This is a genomic window from Pseudochrobactrum albidum (assembly GCF_051851455.1).
Taxonomy (GTDB): domain Bacteria; phylum Pseudomonadota; class Alphaproteobacteria; order Rhizobiales; family Rhizobiaceae; genus Pseudochrobactrum.
Genome location: NZ_JBPVTR010000019.1, coordinates 41,200 through 63,388, shown reverse-complemented (window position 1 = coordinate 63,388; position 22,189 = coordinate 41,200). Strand labels below are relative to the sequence as shown.

Below are 22,189 nucleotides of genomic sequence, written 5' to 3'. Positions count from 1 at the left end.
CTGAATTTAACAAGCTGAAGCCGCTCCGGATAATTTCTTTATTATCTGACAGGTTTATAAATATTCTGTTTGCAACCCGAACTGTAACAATACTGAGCGCACTTCAGCTTTTGTATAAAAATAAAGCGCCCTTATTATCAGTAATCAATCCTGATATTGTTCCGGATTGGTCTTCTGCAACGCAGAAAATCGCGGATCAAAAGCCTGATTGATCGGCTCCACCGCAGCCCCCAGTGCCACAGCCCAGGGGTCTGTCATCCCCAATTGCAGGCGTGGCAGAAAACGCACCCGCCGCTCGGTATTAGACGGATAAAGCGGCTGCATTGCATTGATCAGCCGCCGCCCCAATACCTCCGGCATATCCCCGCAAAGAATAATCGTCTGCGGGTCAAAAATCGTTTCAATCATCTGCACCGACCAGCGCAGGCTGCAACCGGCATTCTCAAGCCATTGCTGAAAACGCACATCGTCACGCTCAACCGCCGCCACCACTTTTTCCAGCACCTGCGGATCAGCTGCGCGTAAATCCAGCGCCTGATACAAGGAGGCCAGTGAAGCCTGATGTTCAATATTTGAAAATCTCTCACCTGCGGATGCAGGTGGTGCCAGCACCATGCCGATCTCGCCCGCATTGCCGTTAAAACCGCGATACAATGCCCCGTTAAGAATCAGCCCCGCGCCGATCCCGTAGCCCAGAAACAGGCACACAGCATGATCAAGCCCGTGAGCAGCCCCCACCATCGCTTCAGCCGTGGCGCAGGCCGCAGCATCATTCTGGATAGAGACCCGCAATCCGGTGCCCGCTGCAAGCCTGTTAACCAGCGGGTATTTATGCCATGCTGACATGGTCAGCGGATCATCCTTATCATGTTCCAGCCCGAAGGGTCCGGGCATGGCAACCCCCATGCCAAGCAGACGCTCTTCGGCACCAGGGCGCTGCGCACTCAGTTTTTTTCGCACATTTTCAATCAATGAAAAGATAACCCGCAGCCCTTCTGCGGGGCTGCCGTCACCCTGATCGTGATCAAGCAGCGCCTTTTCCCGCACCAGAATATTACCGGTAAGATCAACAGCGATCGCACGGGTAATATGCCGGTCAATCTGCAAACCGAGCGTAAAAGCCGCATCCGGCACAATGCGATAGGGCGTGGAAGGCTGCCCGCGCCCGCGTATTTCCGGCTCTAGCGAAACAACAAAACCGTTCTGCTCCAGCTCCTCCACAATATTTGAAACAGCCTGCTTGCTAAGCCCCGTGGCTCTGGCAAGATCAGCCCGTGATAATTGTCCGTTCAGATGCAGGGCATCAATCACAACCCGGCGATTATGCACACCGGTATCCTCCTGATTGCTTCCCCTGGCGGCTTTTATACGCCGTGGCTCTGTCATAGCGTTTCCGTTTATTTTCAGCTTGACTCCCACCCACTATTGTCAAATATTTAGTCCACGAACTTGACTAAAAAGAAATAGTCTGCGGAAAACAGTCTGATCCGGTTGAATGCCATCCCATTTGTCAAATGATCCTGATACAGATTGCAAGACCGCCCTGCGGGGATCTGGTTCAAAAGTGGAGGCAACGATGTTGAAATTAAAATCCAGGGCAATTATTGCTGCAAGCGTTTTTACCCTGACATGCTCTGTACATGCATATGCTGAAACCACATTGAATGCACTATTTATGGCACAATCGGCCTATAGTGAAGACGATGTGCGCTCTATGACTGAAGCTTTTACCAAGGCCAATCCGGATATCAAGGTGAATCTTGAATTTGTGCCTTATGAAGGCCTGCATGATAAGACCGTTTTGGCACAAGGCGCCGGTTCTGGCTATGATGTGGTACTGTTTGACGTTATCTGGCCTGCTGAATATGCCAGCAACAATGTCCTGCTCGATATATCAGACCGAATCACCGACGACATGGCCAAAGGGGTTTTGCCCGGCGCGTGGACAACGGTTGAATATGACGGCAAAAAATATGGCATGCCGTGGATTCTCGATACCAAGTATTTATTCTATAATAAGGAAATGCTTGAAAAAGCCGGAATTAAAAATCCGCCAAAGACCTGGGCAGAGCTGAATGAACAGGCCGCGATCATCAAGGAAAAAGGCCTTGCTGAAAATCCTGTTGTATGGAGCTGGGCGCAGGCAGAGGCTGCAATCTGCGACTACACCACACTCGTCAGCGCCAATAAGGGCAGCTTCCTCAAGGATGGCAAGCCTGTGTTCCAGAATAATGGCGGGCTTGATGCGCTTAACTATATGGTTGAGAGCTATAAATCCGGCCTGACCAATCCGAATTCCAAGGAATTTCTGGAAGAAGATGTACGCAAGGTCTTTGAAAATGGCGAAGCCGCATTCGCCATGAACTGGACCTATATGTATAATATGGCCAATGACCCCAAGACCAGCAAAGTCGCCGGCAAGGTTGGCGTTGTGCCGGCACCCGGCGTTGCAGGCAAGTCTGAAGTATCGGCCGTAAACGGCTCGATGGGGCTTGGCATCACCTCAACCAGCAAACATGCCGATGAAGCATGGAAATATATTACATTCATGACTTCCGCCGAGGTGCAGAACCAATATGCCAAGCTGAGCCTGCCGATCTGGACTGCATCTTATGATGATCCGGCTGTTGCCAAAGATCAGGAAGAGCTGATTGCCGCAGCCAAACTCAGCCTTGCCGCCATGTATCCGCGCCCGACAACACCAAAATATCAGGAATTGTCCAATGCATTGCAACAGGCCATTCAGGAAGCCCTGCTCGGCCAGACAAGCGCACAGGATGCCCTGAATGAAGCTGCTGAGAACAGCGGCCTCTGACATCGCCGATACGGGGAGCAGGAGATTGTTCCAATCCTTTCTCCCCGTATTATTTCCGCAGACCTTGCAACCATCTCCCGCCTGAGCCTTAACAGGGCGCAAGCCGGCAGACAGATGCAGTATTTTAAATTTATTGCCGTTCTCATGAACGATATGCGACTGACAATGCGAGCCTGGCTGATGATGCTGCCATTGCTCATCATCATGATAGCCATAATCGGCTGGCCGATGGCAGATACGGTGCGTCTGTCTTTCACCGATGCCAGACTGGTCGGCACGTCCGGTCAATATGTTGGTTTCGATAATTACACACGCTTGCTCTCCGGCAATAATTTCCAGCGCGCTTTATCTGCCACACTTGTTTTTTCACTTATCTCCGTCTCTCTGGAAATGATCATCGGCGTGCTCGCTGCCTTGCTGCTCAATCAGCAGTTTTACGGGCGCACCCTGCTGCGCGCATTGATGATTCTGCCCTGGGCATTGCCAACCGTGGTCAATGCCACTTTGTGGCGGCTGATCTATAATCCGGAATATGGCGCGTTGAATGCGCTGTTGACACAAACCGGGCTGACAGAGAGCTATCGCTCATTTCTGGGTGAACCGGGCATGGCAATGGCGGCAATCATCCTTGCTGATATCTGGAAGAATTTTCCGCTGGTCGCACTGATTGCGCTGGCTGCCCTGCAGGCTGTGCCGCGTGATATCAATGCTGCTGCACTTGTGGATGGCGCATCACCGTGGAAGCGGTTCCGCATTGTCACCCTGCCCTATCTTGTCGGGCCCCTGATGGTGGCATTGGTGCTGCGCACCATTGAGGCGTTCAAAGTCTTTGACATTATCTGGGTGATGACCCGCGGCGGCCCGGCCAATTCCACACGCACTTTATCTATTCTGGTCTATCAGGAGGCCTTTTCATTCCAGCGTGCCGGTTCCGGTGCCTCACTGGCATTGATTATTACGCTGTTTGTGAGCCTGTTGGTACTGGTCTACACAATGCTGTTGCGCAAATCGGGGAGATCCGGCTGATGGAACGCCAAAACCGCCTGTTTTCCGTCTTTATCCATCTTTGCGCAATCCTGCTGGCCATTATCATCCTTGCGCCGGTTATCTGGCTGTTCATCATGAGCATTTCACCGGCAGCGGATCTCAGCGCCAGACCCTTGCGCTGGTGGCCGCAGAATATTGATCTCTCGCGCTATCAGATATTGCTTTCCGCTGCGCAAAACAGTGCCGGCGCCAATTTCATGGCAGCCTTAAAAAACAGCCTCACAGTTGCCGGCATGGCAACCATTATGGCACTGTGCCTTGCCGTGCCGGCCGCATGGGCGGTTTCCCGCACCCCTCAAATCGGCTGGTCGCTCAATGCCATCATCACCACCTATATGCTGCCGCCCGTTGCCCTTTCTGTGCCGCTTTATATGGCGCTTGCAGGGCTGGGGTTGCTTAATACCACTATTGGTCTGGCATTGGTTTATCTCTCCATTCTTGCCCCCTTTACCACATGGCTGATGAAAACCGGCTTTGATCCTATCCCCCGTGAACTGGAAGCCGCAGCAATGATGGACGGGGCGAACCTGTTCCAAACCCTGCGCATCATCATTCTGCCGCTGGCCGCTCCCGTTATCGCCACGGCAGCCTTGTTTGCCTTTTTGCTGGCATGGGATGAATTCTTCTATGCCCTGCTTTTCACCTCCGATCAGCGCGCCAAAACACTGACTGTTGCCATTGCCGATCTCGCAGGCGGACGCGTCTCTGATTATGGCATGATTGCCACTGCCGGTGTGCTGGCTGCATTGCCGCCTGTGGCAATCGGCATGATCATGCAAAAGGCGCTGATCTCCGGCCTCACCAATGGCGGGGTCAAGGGGTGAGACAACCTAATCTTAATTTTAGCATGCCCGCCGGTTAACAATCGGCGAATTTTATACAAGGTACCGCAATGCGTCCACTTGCCATTATTGGTAACGTCAATGTTGATCTCATCCTCGGCCCTGCAGAACCATGGCCGCGCCCCGGCACAGAAATTATTGTTGATTATGACGAATTGCGCGTCGGCGGTTCCGCGGGCAATTCAGCGCTGGTCTGGGAAGCTTTCGGGCTGGATTATCAAATGGCAGCCAATATTGGCGATGATCATTTCGGCTACTGGCTGCGCGACAGTTTCAGCGATAAAGCCCGCAACTGGCCTGTGGAACAGGAAAGCACCACACTCACGGTTGGCATTACCCATCCTGATGGTGAGCGCACATTTTTCACCACACGCGGACATCTGCCCCATCTGCGCCTTGCACAGGTACAGACAATGATTGATACGCACAAATTGCAGGGCGGTATCGCACTTTTATGCGGCTCATTCCTCACCGATGGGCTGGTGGAAGAATATGACGGGCTTTTCAGCTGGGCAAAACAAAATCGCATCGCTTTGGCGCTGGATACAGGCTGGCCGCTGGACGGCTGGACTGAAGGCAATATCAATGCCACAAAAACATGGATCAGCCATTGTACAATCCTCATGATGAATGAGGTGGAGATTACGTCTTTGAGCGGGGTGGGGGATCCGGTAAAAGCCGCACAGAAAATTCATAAATTAATGCCGCAAAAGGCAATCGTGGTGGTCAAATGCGGGGCAGAAGGTGCACTTGCCATTGGTGAGGACGGAAAAATCTGCCGTGCTCCCGCTCCTGTTGTTGAGGTTGTTGATACTATCGGCGCGGGCGATGTTTTTAATGCCGCTTTTCTGGCGGCATTGGCCGGCGGCAACAATGTGCAGCACTGCCTGGAACAGGGCGTTCTCACCGCATCAACCGCTGTATCCACAACGCCGCGCATCTATAACACCAGTTTGCTGACACAAGAGGATTAAGCCGATGAGTGCCCTGGAAATCCGCAACCTGTATAAAAATTACGGAACAGTGCAAACGCTCAAAGGCATTGATTTTGCTTTGGAAAGCGGTGAGTTTCTGGTGCTTCTCGGCTCATCGGGCTGCGGCAAATCCACCTTGCTCAATATTATTGCCGGGCTGGCAGAGCCAAGCTCCGGCGATGTGCGCATTGGCGGGCGATCCGTGCTTGGCATGCATCCGAAAAACCGTGATATTGCCATGGTTTTTCAATCTTATGCGCTTTATCCCAATTTGAGTGTGGCACGCAATATCGGCTTTGGTCTAGAAATGCGTAAAGTGCCTAAGGAAGAGCGCGAAACAGCAATCAGACAAGCCGCCGGATTATTACAGATTGAAAATCTGCTGGAACGTAAACCATCAGAATTATCCGGCGGGCAGCGCCAGCGTGTTGCCATTGGCCGCGCTTTGGTGCGTAAACCGCAGATTTTTCTGTTTGATGAGCCGCTCTCCAATCTTGATGCCAAGCTGCGTATGGAGATGCGCACTGAAATCAAACGCCTGCATCAAATGCTCAAAACCACTGTGGTCTATGTGACGCATGATCAGATTGAAGCAATGACGCTGGCAAGCCGCATTGCGATTATGCGCAATGGCAGGATTGAGCAATTGGGCACACCGGAAGAGATTTATAATCATCCGGCAACACTTTATGTTGCTGAATTTATCGGCGCCCAGCCGATGAACCTGCTCAAAGTTACCGTTCAGGGCGACCGCCTGCATATTGACGGCACCCAATACACCATTACTATACCGGAACATTTTAAAGCCAGTATCAAAAACCAGCAAGAACTGATCCTCGGCCTGCGGCCTGAAGCCCTGCGCCACTGCGATGCAGTACAGGCGAAACTCAATGTTGTTGCAGAAATCGGCGAACTGACAGGGCCTGAAATTATTGTTTCTGCCCGATTGGGGCAACAACGGATAAGTTTGAGCCTGCCACCGCAGCTACAGATCAAAAGCGGAAAAATTCTGCCACTCGATTTTGATGAAAGTGCAATAAGGCTCTTCAACCCGCAGAACGGATTGAGCCTGTAAAATAAAGGCCGGAATTTTCCGGCTTTTGCTTTTTTCGCCCTGCGCAGCAACCAATGCAATAATATAGCAAACGGGGCAATTCTCCGTTTGCTACCCGCGAATGCGCAAATAGCGGCGGTTAATCAGCCCATGCGTTCAGAGGCATAGGAGCCGGGACTTGCAGGAAATACCACCGTGCGATTGCCATTCAAAAAGACGCGATGATGGATATGGGCGTGAATGGCACGCGCCAGAACCTGCGCCTCCACATCACGGCCGATGGAAACATAATCAGCAGCACTTTGGGCATGGGTGATACGGGCAACATCCTGCTCAATAATCGGCCCCTCATCAAGATCTGCAGTCACATAATGGGCAGTCGCTCCAATCAGTTTGACACCGCGCTCATAAGCCTGCTTGTAAGGATTGGCACCTTTGAAAGACGGCAGAAAGGAATGGTGAATATTGATGATTTTCCCGGACATTTTCTGGCTCAATTCATCAGACAGAACCTGCATATAACGTGCCAGCACCACCAGTTCCGTACCCGTATTATTCACAATATCCATCAGCCGCGCTTCAGCCTCGGCCTTATTGTCCTTGGTGACAGCAATATGGTGAAACGGGATATCGTGATTGACCACAACTTTCTGATAATCAAAATGATTGGAAACCACACCCACAATGTCAATCGGCAGCCCGCCGATTTTCCAGCGGTAGAGAAGATCATTCAGGCAATGGCCAAAACGCGAAACCATCAGCAGGGTTTTCATTGGTTTGCGCATATCATGAAAATCATAAGTCATGCCGAATTTGTCAGCCGTTTGCTGAAAACCGCCTGCCACTTCTTCAAAGCTTTTGCCCTGCTCCGAAATAAAGCTGACCCGCATGAAGAATTTATCAGCGCCCAGATCATCAAATTGCGCGCTGTCAACAATATTGCACCCCATACCCGCAAGATAACCGGATATAGCAGCGACTATACCAAGGCGTGACTGGCAACTGACGGTCAACACGTAATTTTGCATGGGGCATTCCTCAAGCTTCAATAATTTCCAACAGATCTGTGCCGGAAAACCGGATAATATGAAGCTCTTACACAGAATTTGCGCATATGACAGTCCCGATTACGCTTTCATATGACGGAATTCTGTCATTTGCAGACAAATATATCCCTCTTATATCCTCAGGGAATGAAGAAGATCCGGCGCCGCTATAAATTGCCTGTCCCGATATCATAAATGCGGATTGCGCAGCTTGTATTTTGCCACCAGCCGGTCATTAATCTGTGCGGCTCCGGGCATATTGGCACTGCAATAAACCGGTACATCGCCGCCCTCTTCCGCAAGCGTGGCAGCAGCGGCGGCAAAAACCGCATTGAGAATTGTAGCACCCACAGCCGTTGAAACCGCCCCCGCCTTGATTGTGCTGTTTGGCAATTGCAGGATTGCATCGCCAGCAGGGATCTCATTATCCAGCACAATATCGGCAAGTTCTGCAAGGCGCACACGGCCACTGGCCGCCGCTCTGGAATAGGCAACCGAGGTTAAGGCAATAATCGCAGCACCCGCCTTGCGGCCAAAACGGGCAGCCTCAACCGGTGCGGCATTGACACCGGAATTGGATACCACAATCAACACATCACCCGCACCAATATCATAGCGTTGCAACAAAGGCTCAACCATGCCGCTTATACGCTCAAACCGGGTGCTGGAGGATGCCCCCTCCTGAAGCATTGTAAAAGCCGAAAGCACCGGCACGGTAATTGCCAGACCACCGGCGCGGTAATGCACCTCCTCCGCTAACATATGCGAATGACCGGTGCCAAACACAAAAACCCGCTTATCCCGGCGTGCTGTCTCTGCAATAAGGTTCACAGCCTGCGCCATTGCCTCTGCCTGACTATCACGCACACGGGCAAGATGGGCAATCACATGATCAAAATATGCATTAATAATATTCATGACTGCTGATCCTGCCGCTGACCGGCAATCCACGTTGCCCTGACATGGCAGGCATCGTCCAGCCATACCATATCTGCCCGTTTTTGCGGCGCAAGAACGCCGCGATCACCAAGCCGCAAAAACTCTGCCGGATAAGATGTTGCCATGCGCAACGCCTCCTCGGCTGACAGGTCAAGCATTGCCATGCCGTAACGGATGGCAGATGCCATATCAAGATCGGAGCCGGCCAGTGTGATGCGGTCTTCCAGCACCAGTTTAGGGCAATATCCGCCCTGAACACGATAAATTATACGCCCGTTCAGCCGGAACCTGTCGCGCTTTGAGCCGACCAGCGACATGGCATCCGTCACAAAAAACAAGCGTCCCTGCCCGCGCTTTGCCCGCAACGCCACCCGCAGGGCGGCAGGCTCCACATGGTGACCATCGGCAATAATCCCGCCCCAAACCGACGGATGATCAAGCGCCGCGCCGACCAGATTGGGCGCACGGTGGCCAAACTGGCTCATGGCATTAAACAAATGGGTAACACCCCGCGCGCCGGCATCAAACCGCTCCATGGCCATATCATAGGAACTGTCACTATGGCCGATACTGATAATCACCCCGCCTTCTGCCAGTTCACGCACCTGTGCAGGTGTAACCTGCTCGGCAGCCATTGTTACCAGCAGGCAGCCGATTTTCTGCGCGGTTGCAATCATAGCCTTAATATCTGCATCTTCCACAGGGCGCATCAATTCAGCCAGATGCGCGCCTTTTTTGGCAGGGGCAAGATGCGGCCCTTCCAGATGCAGGCCGGCAACGCCCTTATCCTCCGCAATTGCTGCAACCGCGGCAGCCATGGCCTGTGCTGTTACCGCGCCGGTATCAGTGATCAATGTTGGCAACAGGCTGGTTGTGCCATAAGGCCGGTGCCCGGCAGCAATGGTGCACATAATCTCCGGCGACGGCCCGTCATTAAGCATTACGCCGCCGCCGCCATTAACCTGCGCATCAATAAAGCCCGGGCTGAGAATGCCGCCGGCAAGCTCAATAATCTGCGTATCCTGCGGCAATTCCTCACCAGCTTTGACAAGGCGGATAACCACACCATCCCTGATCAGCAGGGCTGTTTGCTCATGAAAGCGATTGCCGTCAAAAATACGGGCACCACGTAACAGCTGACAAGCCATCAGACCGTCTCCGTAACCTTGTTAAGATTAAGCGGCTTATCCGGATTAAAGCCCCTGCGGCGGGTAACCGCCTCAATAATGCGATAATAAGCGGCAAGCCCCACCAAAGGATCCAGCAAGGCAGAGCCTGTCTGCGGTGTCCTGATCTGCTGAAAAGGCAATTCCAGCGGCGAGATGGCCAGAATATTGCCGCCCAGCCGGTCAAGATGCTGCAAGGAATGCAGATTATGCTGCAGTGCCTGATCATCGGCAAGAAACGCAATGATCGGAAAGCCCTTTTCCACCAAACGCATCGGCCCGTGCATCACCTCTGCCAGTGAATAGGCTTCCGCATGAATGGCCGAAGTTTCCTTGGCTTTCAATGCAGCTTCCAGCGCAATCGCCAAAGACGGCCCGCGTCCGGCGGTAAAGAGCGACTGTTTTTCAGCCAGAATATTTTCAATCATATTGCCGGGCGCCACCTGCACTGCCTCCAGCGCCTGCGGCAATTTTCCAAGTGCATTCTGCAATATGCTCTGGCCGCTCACAGCCGCCACCACACCGGTCAGTGCCGCTGCAGAGGCAATAAAGGATTTGGTTGCGGCAACGCTTTTTTCAGGCCCTGCCCCAATGCCAAGAACAATATCCGCCTCCTGTGCAAGCGGGCTTTCAGTAACATTAACCACCGCAATTGTAACCGCGCCGCTTTTCTTTGCCGCACGCTGCATGGCCACAATATCCGGGCTTGCCCCCGATTGAGAAACCGTAAAATGCACCGCAGAGTTAAGCTGCAGCGGCGCATCATAGACCGAAGCAACAGACGGGCCGATTGCCGCCACGGGCAAACCGCAGACAATTTCTGCCAGATATTTAAAAAATGTTGCCGCATGGTCTGATGAGCCGCGGGCACAGGTTGAAATCAAAGCCGGTTTACGCTTTTTAAAAACAGTTGCAATTTCTTCAAAAACCGGCTGCTGCCGGTTCAGAAGATCAGCCACAATCTGTGCAGCTTGCTCTGTTTCCTGAAGCATAAGTGTTGATGCGGTCATCTGACCTCTCCCGTTTTCAATTCTGCAATAAAATCATAAGCATCCCCGCGATAAAGCGAGCGGGTATATTCCACGATACGATCCGTCTGCGTGCGTGAGACACGCTCCATCTGCAAGGCTGCGGCCTTATCTGCCACACCAAGCAAACGGGCATTGACCGGATCCAAAACCACAGCGGTAAGACGCTGCAAGGCGCGCACCGGCTTGTAACCATAATGTTCCAGCGCCGCATAAAGCGACAGCCGGCCGCTGAGCACAGATTGCGCAGGCTCTGCTCCCTCATCACGGCCAAGCAGACGCTGCGGCACAACAGCCCGCTCAATAGCCATCGGCAAATCATCGGCAAGGCGCAAACGCTCAACCCGCACCACCTGATCCTGCATGGAAATGCCAAGCTGAAACGCCTCCTCCGGTGAAGGATTACCAACACCACCAGAGAGAATGCGCACACCCGGCACCTTACCACGGGCGATCATATCCTGCGAAAAAGAGGTAAGCTGCCATAAAGGCTGGCTGATTTTTTGCGGCCGTTCACAAATATAGGTACCGCTGCCATGGCGGCGCTCCACCAGCCGGTTTTCCAGCAATGTCTGATAGGCTGAGCGAATGGTAACCCGCGCCATTCCCAGCGCCTGTGCCAATTCACGCTCGGGCGGCAGGCTGCTGCCGGGGCTGAGACTGCCTTCCTCAATCAGGCTTATCAGCACCGTTGCAACCTGCTTGTAAAGCGGGCCGCCATTGGTTTGTGCGGCCAGCCCGCGCTGTAAATGCGGAAGTAATCTGGTATTATCCATAAATCAATCATAATACCTTTTTAATACCACTGGCAAATGAATAATCGCCTTCACCGGTAAAATTGCACACAGCCCCTGCCTGTGGCGACAACAGGCCGGAAGGCTCAGATAAACATAACGCCACCATCTTATCACTTTCATTCTGCAAGCCGGTAACACGATGCCCTGCCGCTTTATCCGGTGCACAGGCAGATATTGCTGCCTGACTTATTCAACTTTAAATGATAAGATTTTATCAGTTAACATTTATCAGAAAGTCATCATTATGAGTCCCGTACTGGAGATCGCCGATCTGAAAAAACTGGCACGCAGACGTGTGCCAAAAATGTTTTTTGATTATGCAGATTCCGGCGCATGGACAGAATCCACCTATCGCGCCAATGAAAGCGACTTTGCCAGCATCAAATTGCGCCAGCGCGTATTGGTGGATATGACAAACCGCTCCCTGGCCACCAGCATGATCGGCCAGCCTGTCTCCATGCCTGTTGCCCTTTCACCAACCGGCCTTGCCGGCATGCAGCATGCTGATGGTGAGATGCTGGCAGCAAAGGCTGCAGAGGAATTCGGGGTGCCTTTCACCCTGTCAACAATGAGCATCTGCTCTATTGAGGATGTGGCCTCTGTAACCAAAAAACCATTCTGGTTTCAGCTATATGTGATGAAAGACCGTGATTTTGTGCGCAATCTCATTGAACGCGCCAAGGCCGCAGGCTGCTCGGCACTGGTGCTGACACTTGATCTGCAAATTCTTGGCCAGCGTCATAAGGATCTGCGCAATGGTTTATCAGCCCCACCAAAATTCACCCCAAAACATATCTGGCAGATGATGACACGCCCGCAATGGTGCCTTGCCATGCTTGGCACACAGCGGCGCACATTCCGCAATATTGCAGGGCACGCTAAAGGTGTCAGCGATTTATCATCGCTTTCTGCATGGACTGCCGAACAATTTGACCCGAAGCTGAACTGGGATGATGTGGAGTGGATCAAAAAACTCTGGGGCGGGCCGCTGATCCTCAAAGGCATTCTCGATGAGGAAGATGCGCTGATGGCCGCAAAAACCGGTGCCGATGCCATTATTGTTTCCAATCACGGCGGCCGTCAGCTGGATGGCGCACCATCCTCCATCTCCGTGCTGCCGCGCATTGTGGATGTTGTCGGTGATAAAATTGAAATTCACCTTGATGGCGGTATTCGCTCCGGTCAGGATGTTCTCAAGGCTGTGGCACTTGGCGCCAAAGGCACCTATATCGGGCGGCCTTTTCTCTACGGGCTTGGCGCCATGGGCAAAGCCGGCGTTACAAAAGCACTGGAGATCATTGCCCGCGAAATGGATATCACCATGGCGCTGTGCGGCAAACGGCATATTGCTGATATTGATGCTTCTGTACTGCACAAAGACTGACTGTTAACATAAATTGGGTGCCGTTATTTTAATGGCGCCCTGCTCAGCAACACACTGCGGATTGAAAAACTGGAATGAATGCGCACAACCCCGGGCAGGCGTGAGAGAATTTCCTTGTGAATGACCTCATAGGCCGCAGCATTCTCCGCCTCTGCACGCAAAATATAATCCGCATCTCCCGTCATAAGATAACATTCCTGTATCTCCGGATGGCGGCGCACCGCCTCTTCAAAACGATTGAGATATTCTTCCGTCTGGCGCTCAAGCGTAATACGCACCAGCGCCACCAGCCGGTCATCCGCATCAGGCGCTGCAATAATTGCCGTATAGCCGCGGATGACCCCGCTTGCCTCCAGCAATTGCACACGCCGCAAACAGGCCGATTGCGACAAGCCCACTTCCGTGGCAAGCTGGCTATTGGTCATGCGCCCGTCACGGCGCAGGCAGCGGATAATATTGCGATCGATAGCGTCCAGTGCAGACACGAAGAATCTTCCATTTCACAGTATTTTATCAGGGAAATTTCGCTATAAATCGCATATATTTCGAAAAATAGCAAAAACATTCGAAGACTATTCGACTAAACTCCGCGTCAGGGAGAGAGTCTGGAAGGGCGCAATGCCATAACCGGATTAAACAGCAAATACATCTTCTAATGAAACTGATAAACCAGGCTGACCATACTATAATGGCAGCCGCATTTTTGGTTTATACCAAAACGGGGCAAGGCGGGGTTTTATGTCTGCATCATTATCAAGCCGGAAAACAGACTGCGAAACAGTTTCCGGCAAAACGCTTGCCAATGGCGCACAAACTGCGATTAATCTTGCCGCCGGCGGCATTTTAACCATTGACCTTGCCGCCTTACGCACCAATTACAAAATTCTTGCCGAACAGCTCAGGCCAACACGCGCCGCAGCAGTGGTAAAAGCCAATGCCTATGGTCTTGGTATTGAGCGGGTTGCTCCGCAATTTTATGCCGCCGGATGCCGCGATTTCTTTGTTGCGCATCTGGGGGAGGCTCTTGATCTGCAGCCGCATATCGGAAAAGATGCCGCAATCTATGTGCTTAACGGATTGCAGCCGCAAACAGAAAGCCTGTGCGCTGATCACCATATTGTCCCGGTATTAAACTCGTTTGAGCAATTACAAAACTGGGCAAATCTGTGTAAAATGCGCAAACGCAAACTTCCTGCCTTGCTGCAGATTGATACCGGCATGTCCCGTCTTGGCCTTTCCGAAGCTGAACTGAACACGCTTCTGGCCGACATATCTGTGCTGAATATGATGGATATCAAATTCATTATCAGCCATCTGGCCTGCGCTGATAATGAACAAAACCCGCAAAACCGCGCGCAATTGCAACACATGCAAAATGTGCTGCAATTGCTGCCGGATTATCCGGTTGCTTTTTCCAATTCCGGCGGCAGTTTCATGGAAAATGCCTATCATTTTGATCTCGCCCGCCCCGGTATCGCGCTTTATGGCGGCGCGCCGCAGGAAAACAAGCCAAACCCGATGCAGCCGGTAGTTTCCCTGCAGGCGCGGGTTATTCAATGCCGCAGCGTTGCAGCCGGCACTGCAGTCGGCTATGGCGGCAGCTATATGACGCAAACAGAAACCCGTATTGCCACAATTGCTGTTGGCTATGCAGATGGCCTGCCGCGGCATTTGAGCAATCAGGGTGCTGCTTTTTACAAGAACACGCGCCTGCCAATTATCGGCCGCGTCTCCATGGATTCGATCACGCTGGATATCAGCGCCCTGCCGGACGGCACGTTAAAGCTCGGCTCTCTGGTGGAATTGATTGGCAAACATCAAAGCCTTGAACAGCTTGCAAGCGATGCCGGCACCATTTCCTACGAAATTCTCACAGGGCTCGGACAGCGATATCAGCGCAACTATATTAACGACATCCCTGCCTGATTAAATATAAAATCTGCAATCGCAGGTTCAGACAGGATATGACAGAGGCATAGCATGAAAGTTACCATTCTCGGCAGCGGTGTCATTGGTGTGACCACCGCCTATTATCTGGCCAAAGCCGGCCATGAAGTGACAGTGATCGACCGTCAGGAAGGGCCGGCGCTTGAGACGAGTTTTGCTAACGCCGGACAGCTTTCCTATGGTTATTCCACGCCTTGGGCAGCGCCTGGCATTCCGCAAAAAGCTGCTATGTGGCTGTTTAAAAAACATTCGCCGCTGATTTTCCGCCCAACCTGCAATCCGGCAATGTATAGCTGGCTGTTGTCCATGCTGGCCAATTGCACCGCCTCTGCCTATGCAGTTAACAAGGCACGCATGTTGCGTATTTCCAATTACAGCCGCGAATGTCTGGCTGAATTGCGCAATGATACCGGCATAACCTATGATGAAGGCTCAAAAGGCACCCTGCAGCTGTTTAGAAGCCAGAAAGACTTTAACGCGGTGATGACCAAAGATATTGAAAGCCTGCGTCAGGACGGCATCACTTTTGAAGTACTGGATGCGGAAGGCTGTATAGCTGCCGAACCGGCGCTGAAAAATGTGAAAAGCATGATTGCCGGCGGCCTGCGCATGCCCGATGACGGCACCGGCGATTGCTTTATCTTCACCAACAAGCTGGCCAAAATGGCCGAAGAGCTTGGTGTTAAATTTCATTACAACGTCACAATTAAAGGTTTTCAGCTCAATAGCGGCCGCATTGTTGCGGTTGAGACCAACAAGGGCAATTTCACTGCCGATCGTTACGTGGCGGCACTCGGCAGCTTTACCCCGCATCTGGTAAAGGGGCTTGGTCTCAATGTGCCGATCTATCCGGTTAAAGGTTACTCAATCACTGTTCCGATTATTGATGAAACACGAGCACCGGTTTCCACCATTCTGGATGAAACCTACAAGATTGCAATCACCCGCCTTGGTGACCGAATCCGCGTAGGCGGTATGGCTGAAGTGACTGATTATATTACCCGCCTCAAACCGGAACGCCGTGAAACACTGGAGCTTTCCCTCAACGGCCTGTTTGGCGGCGCCGGTGATGTTTCCAAGGCCACATTCTGGTCAGGCCTGCGCCCGATGACGCCGGATTCAACCCCGATCATTGGCGCAACCAAATATGACAATCTCTATATCAATGCCGGTCACGGCACACTCGGCTGGACAATGTCTGCCGGTTCTGCCCGCGTTATGGCTGATCTTATTTCAGGCAAAAAACCGGATATAGACACATCTGATCTTGGCCTGTCACGCTACCAATAACAGGCATATCCCTGCAAGGAATAAAAACACCGCCGCAAATATTGCGGCGGTTTTATTATTTAAAGAAGGCCAATAAGATGCGCCTTCATCACCGCATGAACCTTGTTGGATACAATCAGTTTATTGAGCACATTATTCATGTGAAAATGCACTGTGCGCGGCGTAATATTAAGAATAATAGAAATATCCTCAGCGGTTTTACCATCACCGGTCCAGCGCAATATTTCCCGCTCGCGCAGGGTAATAACCTGCTCTTCCGCATTGATGGTTTCATCCAGACGATAATAATCATAAAGTTTTGTAAAAAGCGTCAAACCGAGCGGACGCATCTCCTTCCCAAGCACTTCCAGCTCCGCCTTGCTGATCGGATCGGATGCCCGGCTGAAAGACAAAAATCCTGTAATCGACATCGGCCCCCAGCAGGATTGCGTTACCCCCACAGAATGACCATCGCGCTTCATTTCCTGCCACAAGGATTTGTTGTGGTTATAAAGCTTCTCCGTCCACACTACAGGTTTTGAACTGCGTGAGGAAAATTGTATGGCCGGATCTGTCAGCAAACATTCATTGGTCTGATAATAAGCACGCCACGCTTCAGAATAATTATCCAAACCTTTAACCTGCGGGCGTGTAAGTGATTGGGGAATACGCAATATAAAGCTGTAATACTCAAAACCGAGCTTCAAAGCATGGCTACTGATAATATCGACAAGTTCAAAATTCTGTATATCTGTTAAATTGACACTGTCAGAAAATGGTCGCGACATATTCATCAGAAAAACCTTATCTTATTTTAAAATATAAATAAAAATTCAATTCCGTAGAAAGTATGACCACCAATACATTAACAATACAAATAAAAAATGACAATCAATTAAGACAAATTAATACTTTTAAAGTTATATTTAAAAGAACATATATTTTTTAAATAAAAATGTATATTTTTTATTGAAAATCAAATATGAATATTCATAAACTTCTAATAAAATACTCAATAAAAAATCATTATTTTTAAAGAGTGACATTTTTATCATGCTAAAATCAGCGGTTTTATTGACCTGAAACACTATTACCCGCCATCATGATTCTTAACGTAAAATAGCAATTTATGGCCTGTCGCACTTGCACGGCGCGGGAACTTGGCTAAAAACACCCTGAACCATGGGTGAGCCAGATGAACTCCAGAAATATTGCCATTATCGGCGGCGGGCCTTGCGGCCTTGCGGCAGCAGAAATACTCTCAAAACAGGGACACAGAACCACTGTTTATGAAGCAATGCCAACGGTTGCGCGCAAATTTCTTCTGGCAGGGAAATCCGGCCTCAACATTACCCATTCAGAAGAGTATCACCGCTTCATTACACGCTTTGGCACCGCTCTGCCCCGCCTGCAACCGGCACTTGATGCCTTTACGCCAGAGGATGTCTGCCACTGGGTACAGGGGCTTGATATTGAAATTTTTACCGGCAGTTCAGGCCGCATTTTTCCCAAACATATGAAGGCCTCTCCATTGTTGCGCAATTGGGTTGCACGGCTGGAGGCTCAGGGCGTTAGAATTCTGCAACGCCATCGCTGGCAGGGTTTTAATGGCCATAATCTGCTTTTTTCCACACCATACGGCCCATTTGAAGCGCAACATGATGCCGCGCTGCTGGCACTGGGCGGTGCCAGCTGGCCGCGCCTCGGATCTGATGCCGCATGGGTGCCGTGGCTGCAGGAAAAAACTATTCACATTAATCATTTTCACCCTGCAAATTGCGGGTTTAACATGCGCTGGAGCCGGTTATTTCGTGATAAATTTGCCGGCGCGCCTCTCAAGTCCGTTGCCGCAACCTCTGCCGCAGGCCGTATTGAGGGAGAATTTGTTATTTCGCAACACGGTATTGAGGGCAGCCTGACCTATGCCCATAGTGCTGCGCTGCGCGATTGTCTTGAGCAAAATGGCAGCGCAAATCTTATGCTCGACCTCACACCCCGTAAAAGTGAGGAACGCCTGCTGCAAGCACTGCAAAAACAGGATCCTAAAAACAGTTTTACCAATCGCCTGCGCAAGGCGGCAGGGATTGAAGGGGTAAAAGCCGCATTGTTACGAGAGCTTATTCCCGATATCAGCCATATGAATGCCGCGCAGCTTGCCCGCCATATTAAAAATCTGGCTCTCCCTTTAATAAGTCCGCGCCCGATCATTGAGGCTATTTCCTCAGCAGGCGGCATTGCATGGGATGAGATAGATGAAAACTATATGCTGCGCAAATTACCCGGCGTGTTTGTCGCCGGTGAAATGCTTGATTGGGAAGCGCCGACCGGCGGCTATCTTCTCACGGCCTGCCTGGCAACCGGACGCGCCGCCGCCAGAGGGATTGATACATATCTGCAAAGACTCAGCCAAGCTTGCCCAAAGGCTCAGCCAAGCTTGGCATTGACAAAAACATCATAGCGCGTGCTTTTGCCTAAAATCTGATGTGACGGCTTGCGAATACCGGCCAATGGCGCTGCACGCAGCGGCCATTTCAGCACCACACGGGCACGTGCATGTTCAAGCGCCACCTGCATCAATCTTTCCGCATCAGGATCAGTGCCGACAATCTCGCGGATCTGTCGCATTTCCTTTTTCACCAATGCACTATTGCCACGCGGCGGATGCATCGGATCAACCAGCACCACCTGCGGGTTCAGATCCGGCAGCAACTGGCAGGAATCGCCATGCAGAAGCGTCATCCGCGCCACAGTTTGCGCATAGCGTCCGCCTTCAGCCGCTGCCCGCTCAAGCCCTTCGGCAAGCAACCGATGCATAACCGGCGAACGCTCGATCAGGGTCACTCTTGCGCCAAGGGAAGCCAGCAAAAATGCATCACGCCCAAGCCCCGCCGTAGCATCCACAATATCCGGTGTTGCCCCGCGCACCAGCCCTGCCGCTTTTGCCAGCGCCTGACCGCGCCCCTCGCGAGATCGAAAACGATGGCCAACCGCACCGCCAACAAAATCAACAATCAGATCCGTATTTTCTACCTGCTGCATCAATCGCACTCAAAACGGGCAAGGAATGGTAAAATGCATATCACGGCCATCGGGATGACAGAAACGTAATTGTTCTGCATGCAGCAACAAACGCTCCGCCGCTCGCAATGGAGCGCCTTGCGCATAAAATTCATCGCCCAAAATCACATGGCCGATAGCCTTCATATGTACCCGCAACTGATGGGTGCGCCCTGTGAGCGGTGATAGCCGCACTCTTGTGCGGTCCTGCCCGCGTTCCAGAACCTGCCAGCGGCTTTGTGCCGGTTTGCCATTGCGATAATCAACATGGTGACGCGGCTTGTTTTCCGGATCAATCGCCAATGGCAGATCAATCAGCCCTTCTTCCTGTTCCACCCTGCCCCATACCACAGCAATATAGGATTTTTCTGTTGTGCGGTTTTCAAATTGGGCAGCAATTTTGGCATGCGCCTTGCGGTTGAGCGACATCAACACCACACCGGACGTATCCTTGTCGAGCCGGTGAATCATCTGCGCCTGCGGAAATTCTTTCTGCACACGGCTGGCCAGACTATCGGCCAGCGCAGGATGGCGCCCTGGCACAGAGAGCAGGCCGCTTGGCTTATCCAGCACCAATATATCCGCATCACGATAGACCACGGTAATATACGGCTCCAGCGGCGGATTATAAACAGGAGAGAGAGACATTGTCATGCCTCCCTCTAACATGGTTTTATCACCACAGAGAAGTGCAGATATAACATGCATTGCATATCCGCCATCTTTATTCCCCGCTTTACAGCATCAAAAGCATCATGACTTTGAAACCAATCGTCGCGGTCAATTATCAAAAACCTTTATGTGTTTTTAAAAATTCAGCCTCCTGCGCCGTATTTTCCCGCCCCAATATGGCATTGCGATGCGGGAAACGGCCAAAACGCTGCACAATATCACGATGCTCACGGGCAAATCCCAGCGCATAATCATCACCCAGCGCCTCATAAAGCTGCACACAACGCTGTTGATCGGGCAGATTTTCGCTATGCATCAGCGGCAAATAGAAAAATGCCCTTTCTTTTACATTGACACGATGATCATAGGCATGATCCAGCGCATAATTTGCAATTTCACGCGCCTTTGCATCTGTCGCAAAAGCATTCGGCGTGCCGCGAAACATATTGCGTGGAAACTGATCGAGAATAATCGTCAGCGCCAATGCATTGCGCGCCTCCTCCCGCCATTGATCCAGCTCTCCGGCAGCTGCCTGCTCATAAACACTATAAAAACGCTGCTTTATCTGCGCATCAAGATCGTCTGAACGCACAAACCAATGCGCTTCTGTCGCCGGTAAAAACCAAAAATCCAGTATCTCCTGCGGGCTCGGCTGCGCCATTATTCATCTCCTCTGTCAGTAATTCTTTATTGTTACATAGGATAAACCGGCAGGCTTGCCAGCTCCATATGAGCGCGGCGCAATTATATATCTTGTTTCAATCAATAAAAAAGGGAACCATTTAGGCTCCCTTTTCTCAAAAACTCCGCTCCGGATATCAGGAGGAGAATTCTTTATCCTTATGGCCAAGAATTGCCAGAAGCGTGATTGCAGCAGCCGCCAGCAGATAAAGCCCCACATGCGAAAGGCTGTAAGTGGTGGCAAGCCACGTGGCAATATAAGGCGCCAGCGATGCACCGAAAATACTTGCCAGATTGAATGTCATGGAAGCACCGGTATAGCGCACGGCCGTAGGAAATGGTGAAGCCAGCGCCGCGCCGATCGGGCCGTAGGTCATACCCATTAACGAGAAGCCGATAACAGAGCACAAAACCGCACCGGCAAGGCCGGAGCCAAGCAGCGGCGCCATAACAAGGCCAAATAAACCAATGCCAATTGTGGTCAGGGTCATGATAAAGCGGCGGCCGAAACGGTCTGACAACAAACCTGATACCGGAATAAGCAACCCGAAAAACACCACACCGATCATCTGGATAAACAGGAACTGCTCACGGGAATAGCCAAGCCCTGCCTGCTCAACCGGACGCGTTGCCCAGGACAACATAAATACTGTCATCAGATAAAACAGCACGAATGTTGCCAATGCTGAAAATGTGCCGAGCACCAGCGCGCGCTTATGATTGCGGAAAACACTTGCAAGCGGCACCTGCACCCGTTCTTGCTTATCCATAGCCCTCTGGAATTCGGGTGTCTCAGTGATTTTAATTCGCACATAAAGCCCGACAAGCACCAGAAGAATTGAACCGATAAACGGAATGCGCCAGCCCCATGCCATAAATTGTTCATTGGTCAATGCATCTGTAAGGATGAGAAATGTGCTGGCCGAGAGAATAAAACCAATCGGCGCGCCAAGCTGGGGAAACATCGCATACCATGAGCGTTTGCCAGCCGGAGCATTTTCTGTTGCCAGCAACACAGCGCCACCCCATTCTCCGCCAAGGCCAAGCCCCTGCCCGAAACGGCACAAGGCCAGAAGCAAGGGCGCCACAACACCGATTTGCGCATATGAAGGCAGAAAACCGATAATCACGGTTGAAAGCCCCATTGTCATCAATGCCGCAACCAATGTGGCCTTGCGGCCGATCTTATCGCCAAAATGGCCAAATACCATTGCACCAAAGGGGCGCGCAAAAAAAGCAATTGAGAATGTTGCAAAAGACTGCAGCATTGCCGAAGTGGGGTCACTGGCCGGAAAAAATACAATCGGAAAAACCAGCACCGCAGCTGTTGCATAGACATAAAAATCAAAAAATTCAATTGTTGTGCCGACAAGGCTTGCAAACAGCACACGGGCGGGCGAATTCAATACCGGGGCTGCCTTGCCATCTCGGTTAACGGCAGCTTTCCGGGAAGAGCCGGAAACACTCATTC

21 protein-coding genes are annotated in these 22,189 nt (G+C 51.5%); 9 read left to right on the top strand and 12 right to left on the bottom strand.

Going from position 1 to position 22,189, the window contains the following annotated elements:
• Positions 1-144: 144 nt before the first annotated feature.
• Complete coding sequence (locus ACSTTO_RS03885) at positions 145-1,386, bottom strand: ROK family transcriptional regulator (RefSeq protein WP_439271831.1); 1,242 nt, start codon at positions 1,384-1,386, stop codon at positions 145-147.
• Between the two features lie 190 nt (positions 1,387-1,576).
• On the opposite strand from ACSTTO_RS03885, the gene ACSTTO_RS03880 reads away from it, so the two are divergent.
• The 5 genes from ACSTTO_RS03880 to ACSTTO_RS03860 all read left to right on the top strand — a co-directional run bounded on the left by ACSTTO_RS03880 (position 1,577) and on the right by ACSTTO_RS03860 (position 6,753).
• Positions 1,577-2,815, top strand: a complete 1,239-nt coding sequence (locus ACSTTO_RS03880; protein WP_439271830.1) for an extracellular solute-binding protein — start codon at positions 1,577-1,579, stop codon at positions 2,813-2,815.
• 144 nt (positions 2,816-2,959) lie between these two features.
• Positions 2,960-3,841: a carbohydrate ABC transporter permease gene (locus tag ACSTTO_RS03875; RefSeq protein WP_439271969.1), complete on the top strand. Its 882-nt coding sequence runs from the start codon at positions 2,960-2,962 to the stop codon at positions 3,839-3,841.
• On the top strand, positions 3,841-4,686 hold the full coding sequence (locus ACSTTO_RS03870) for a carbohydrate ABC transporter permease (RefSeq protein WP_439271829.1): 846 nt from the start codon (positions 3,841-3,843) through the stop codon (positions 4,684-4,686). The genes ACSTTO_RS03875 and ACSTTO_RS03870 overlap by 1 nt, the downstream gene beginning before the upstream one ends.
• Positions 4,687-4,754: 68 nt before the next feature.
• A complete protein-coding gene (locus ACSTTO_RS03865) occupies positions 4,755-5,678 on the top strand; it encodes a carbohydrate kinase family protein (RefSeq protein ID WP_439271827.1) in 924 nt (307 codons plus the stop codon).
• Positions 5,679-5,682: 4 nt separating this feature from the next.
• Complete coding sequence (locus tag ACSTTO_RS03860; RefSeq protein ID WP_439271826.1) at positions 5,683-6,753, top strand: ABC transporter ATP-binding protein; 1,071 nt, start codon at positions 5,683-5,685, stop codon at positions 6,751-6,753.
• Between the two features lie 122 nt (positions 6,754-6,875).
• Here the strand turns inward: ACSTTO_RS03860 and purU are convergent, their stop codons facing one another.
• The 5 genes from purU to ACSTTO_RS03835 all read right to left on the bottom strand — a co-directional run bounded on the left by purU (position 6,876) and on the right by ACSTTO_RS03835 (position 11,687).
• Positions 6,876-7,760 carry a formyltetrahydrofolate deformylase gene (purU, locus tag ACSTTO_RS03855; protein ID WP_439271825.1) on the bottom strand — a complete coding sequence of 295 codons (885 nt, stop codon included), beginning with the start codon at positions 7,758-7,760 and terminating at the stop codon, positions 6,876-6,878.
• Positions 7,761-7,967: 207 nt separating this feature from the next.
• Positions 7,968-8,696, bottom strand: coding sequence for an SIS domain-containing protein (locus ACSTTO_RS03850; protein ID WP_439271824.1), 729 nt, complete (start codon positions 8,694-8,696; stop codon positions 7,968-7,970).
• Positions 8,693-9,865: an N-acetylglucosamine-6-phosphate deacetylase gene (gene nagA, locus ACSTTO_RS03845; RefSeq protein WP_439271823.1), complete on the bottom strand. Its 1,173-nt coding sequence runs from the start codon at positions 9,863-9,865 to the stop codon at positions 8,693-8,695. The genes ACSTTO_RS03850 and nagA overlap by 4 nt, the downstream gene beginning before the upstream one ends.
• Positions 9,865-10,893, bottom strand: a complete 1,029-nt coding sequence (locus ACSTTO_RS03840; RefSeq protein WP_439271822.1) for an SIS domain-containing protein — start codon at positions 10,891-10,893, stop codon at positions 9,865-9,867. Before ACSTTO_RS03840 ends, nagA begins: the two co-directional genes overlap by 1 nt.
• Entirely contained in the window at positions 10,890-11,687 is a 798-nt protein-coding gene (locus tag ACSTTO_RS03835) for a GntR family transcriptional regulator (protein WP_439271821.1), read from the bottom strand. Before ACSTTO_RS03835 ends, ACSTTO_RS03840 begins: the two co-directional genes overlap by 4 nt.
• 265 nt (positions 11,688-11,952) lie before the next feature.
• Here ACSTTO_RS03835 and ACSTTO_RS03830 point away from each other — a divergent pair, with 265 nt between their 5' ends.
• Positions 11,953-13,092, top strand: a complete 1,140-nt coding sequence (locus ACSTTO_RS03830; protein WP_439271820.1) for an alpha-hydroxy acid oxidase — start codon at positions 11,953-11,955, stop codon at positions 13,090-13,092.
• 23 nt (positions 13,093-13,115) lie between these two features.
• Here ACSTTO_RS03830 and ACSTTO_RS03825 read toward each other — a convergent pair whose 3' ends face one another.
• Positions 13,116-13,577, bottom strand: a complete 462-nt coding sequence (locus ACSTTO_RS03825; protein ID WP_439271819.1) for an Lrp/AsnC family transcriptional regulator — start codon at positions 13,575-13,577, stop codon at positions 13,116-13,118.
• Positions 13,578-13,830: 253 nt separating this feature from the next.
• On the opposite strand from ACSTTO_RS03825, the gene alr reads away from it, so the two are divergent.
• Together alr and ACSTTO_RS03815 are read left to right on the top strand one after the other, a co-directional pair.
• Complete coding sequence (gene alr / locus ACSTTO_RS03820) at positions 13,831-15,018, top strand: alanine racemase (RefSeq protein WP_439271818.1); 1,188 nt, start codon at positions 13,831-13,833, stop codon at positions 15,016-15,018.
• A 54-nt stretch (positions 15,019-15,072) separates the two neighbouring features.
• Positions 15,073-16,329, top strand: a complete 1,257-nt coding sequence (locus ACSTTO_RS03815; protein ID WP_439271817.1) for a D-amino acid dehydrogenase — start codon at positions 15,073-15,075, stop codon at positions 16,327-16,329.
• Positions 16,330-16,388: 59 nt separating this feature from the next.
• Here the strand turns inward: ACSTTO_RS03815 and ACSTTO_RS03810 are convergent, their stop codons facing one another.
• Positions 16,389-17,102 (bottom strand): autoinducer binding domain-containing protein, encoded by a 714-nt coding sequence (locus tag ACSTTO_RS03810; RefSeq protein ID WP_439271816.1) that lies wholly within the window; start codon positions 17,100-17,102, stop codon positions 16,389-16,391.
• Positions 17,103-17,503: 401 nt separating this feature from the next.
• Between ACSTTO_RS03810 and ACSTTO_RS03805 the strand changes: the two genes are divergently transcribed.
• The gene (locus tag ACSTTO_RS03805) at positions 17,504-18,766 is read left to right on the top strand and encodes a TIGR03862 family flavoprotein (protein ID WP_439271815.1); all 1,263 of its coding nucleotides are present in this window, start codon (positions 17,504-17,506) and stop codon (positions 18,764-18,766) included.
• On the opposite strand, the gene ACSTTO_RS03800 is transcribed toward ACSTTO_RS03805, so the two are convergent.
• From ACSTTO_RS03800 to ACSTTO_RS03785, 4 genes are all read right to left on the bottom strand, one after another.
• Complete coding sequence (locus tag ACSTTO_RS03800) at positions 18,733-19,347, bottom strand: class I SAM-dependent methyltransferase (RefSeq protein ID WP_439271814.1); 615 nt, start codon at positions 19,345-19,347, stop codon at positions 18,733-18,735. The genes ACSTTO_RS03805 and ACSTTO_RS03800 overlap by 34 nt on opposite strands.
• Positions 19,348-19,356: 9 nt before the next feature.
• Positions 19,357-20,019 (bottom strand): RluA family pseudouridine synthase, encoded by a 663-nt coding sequence (locus ACSTTO_RS03795; RefSeq protein ID WP_439271813.1) that lies wholly within the window; start codon positions 20,017-20,019, stop codon positions 19,357-19,359.
• 133 nt (positions 20,020-20,152) lie between these two features.
• Entirely contained in the window at positions 20,153-20,698 is a 546-nt protein-coding gene (locus ACSTTO_RS03790) for a DUF924 family protein (RefSeq protein WP_439271812.1), read from the bottom strand.
• A gap of 157 nt (positions 20,699-20,855) precedes the next feature.
• The gene (locus ACSTTO_RS03785; protein ID WP_439271811.1) at positions 20,856-22,187 is read right to left on the bottom strand and encodes an MFS transporter; all 1,332 of its coding nucleotides are present in this window, start codon (positions 22,185-22,187) and stop codon (positions 20,856-20,858) included.
• Positions 22,188-22,189 lie beyond the last annotated feature (2 nt).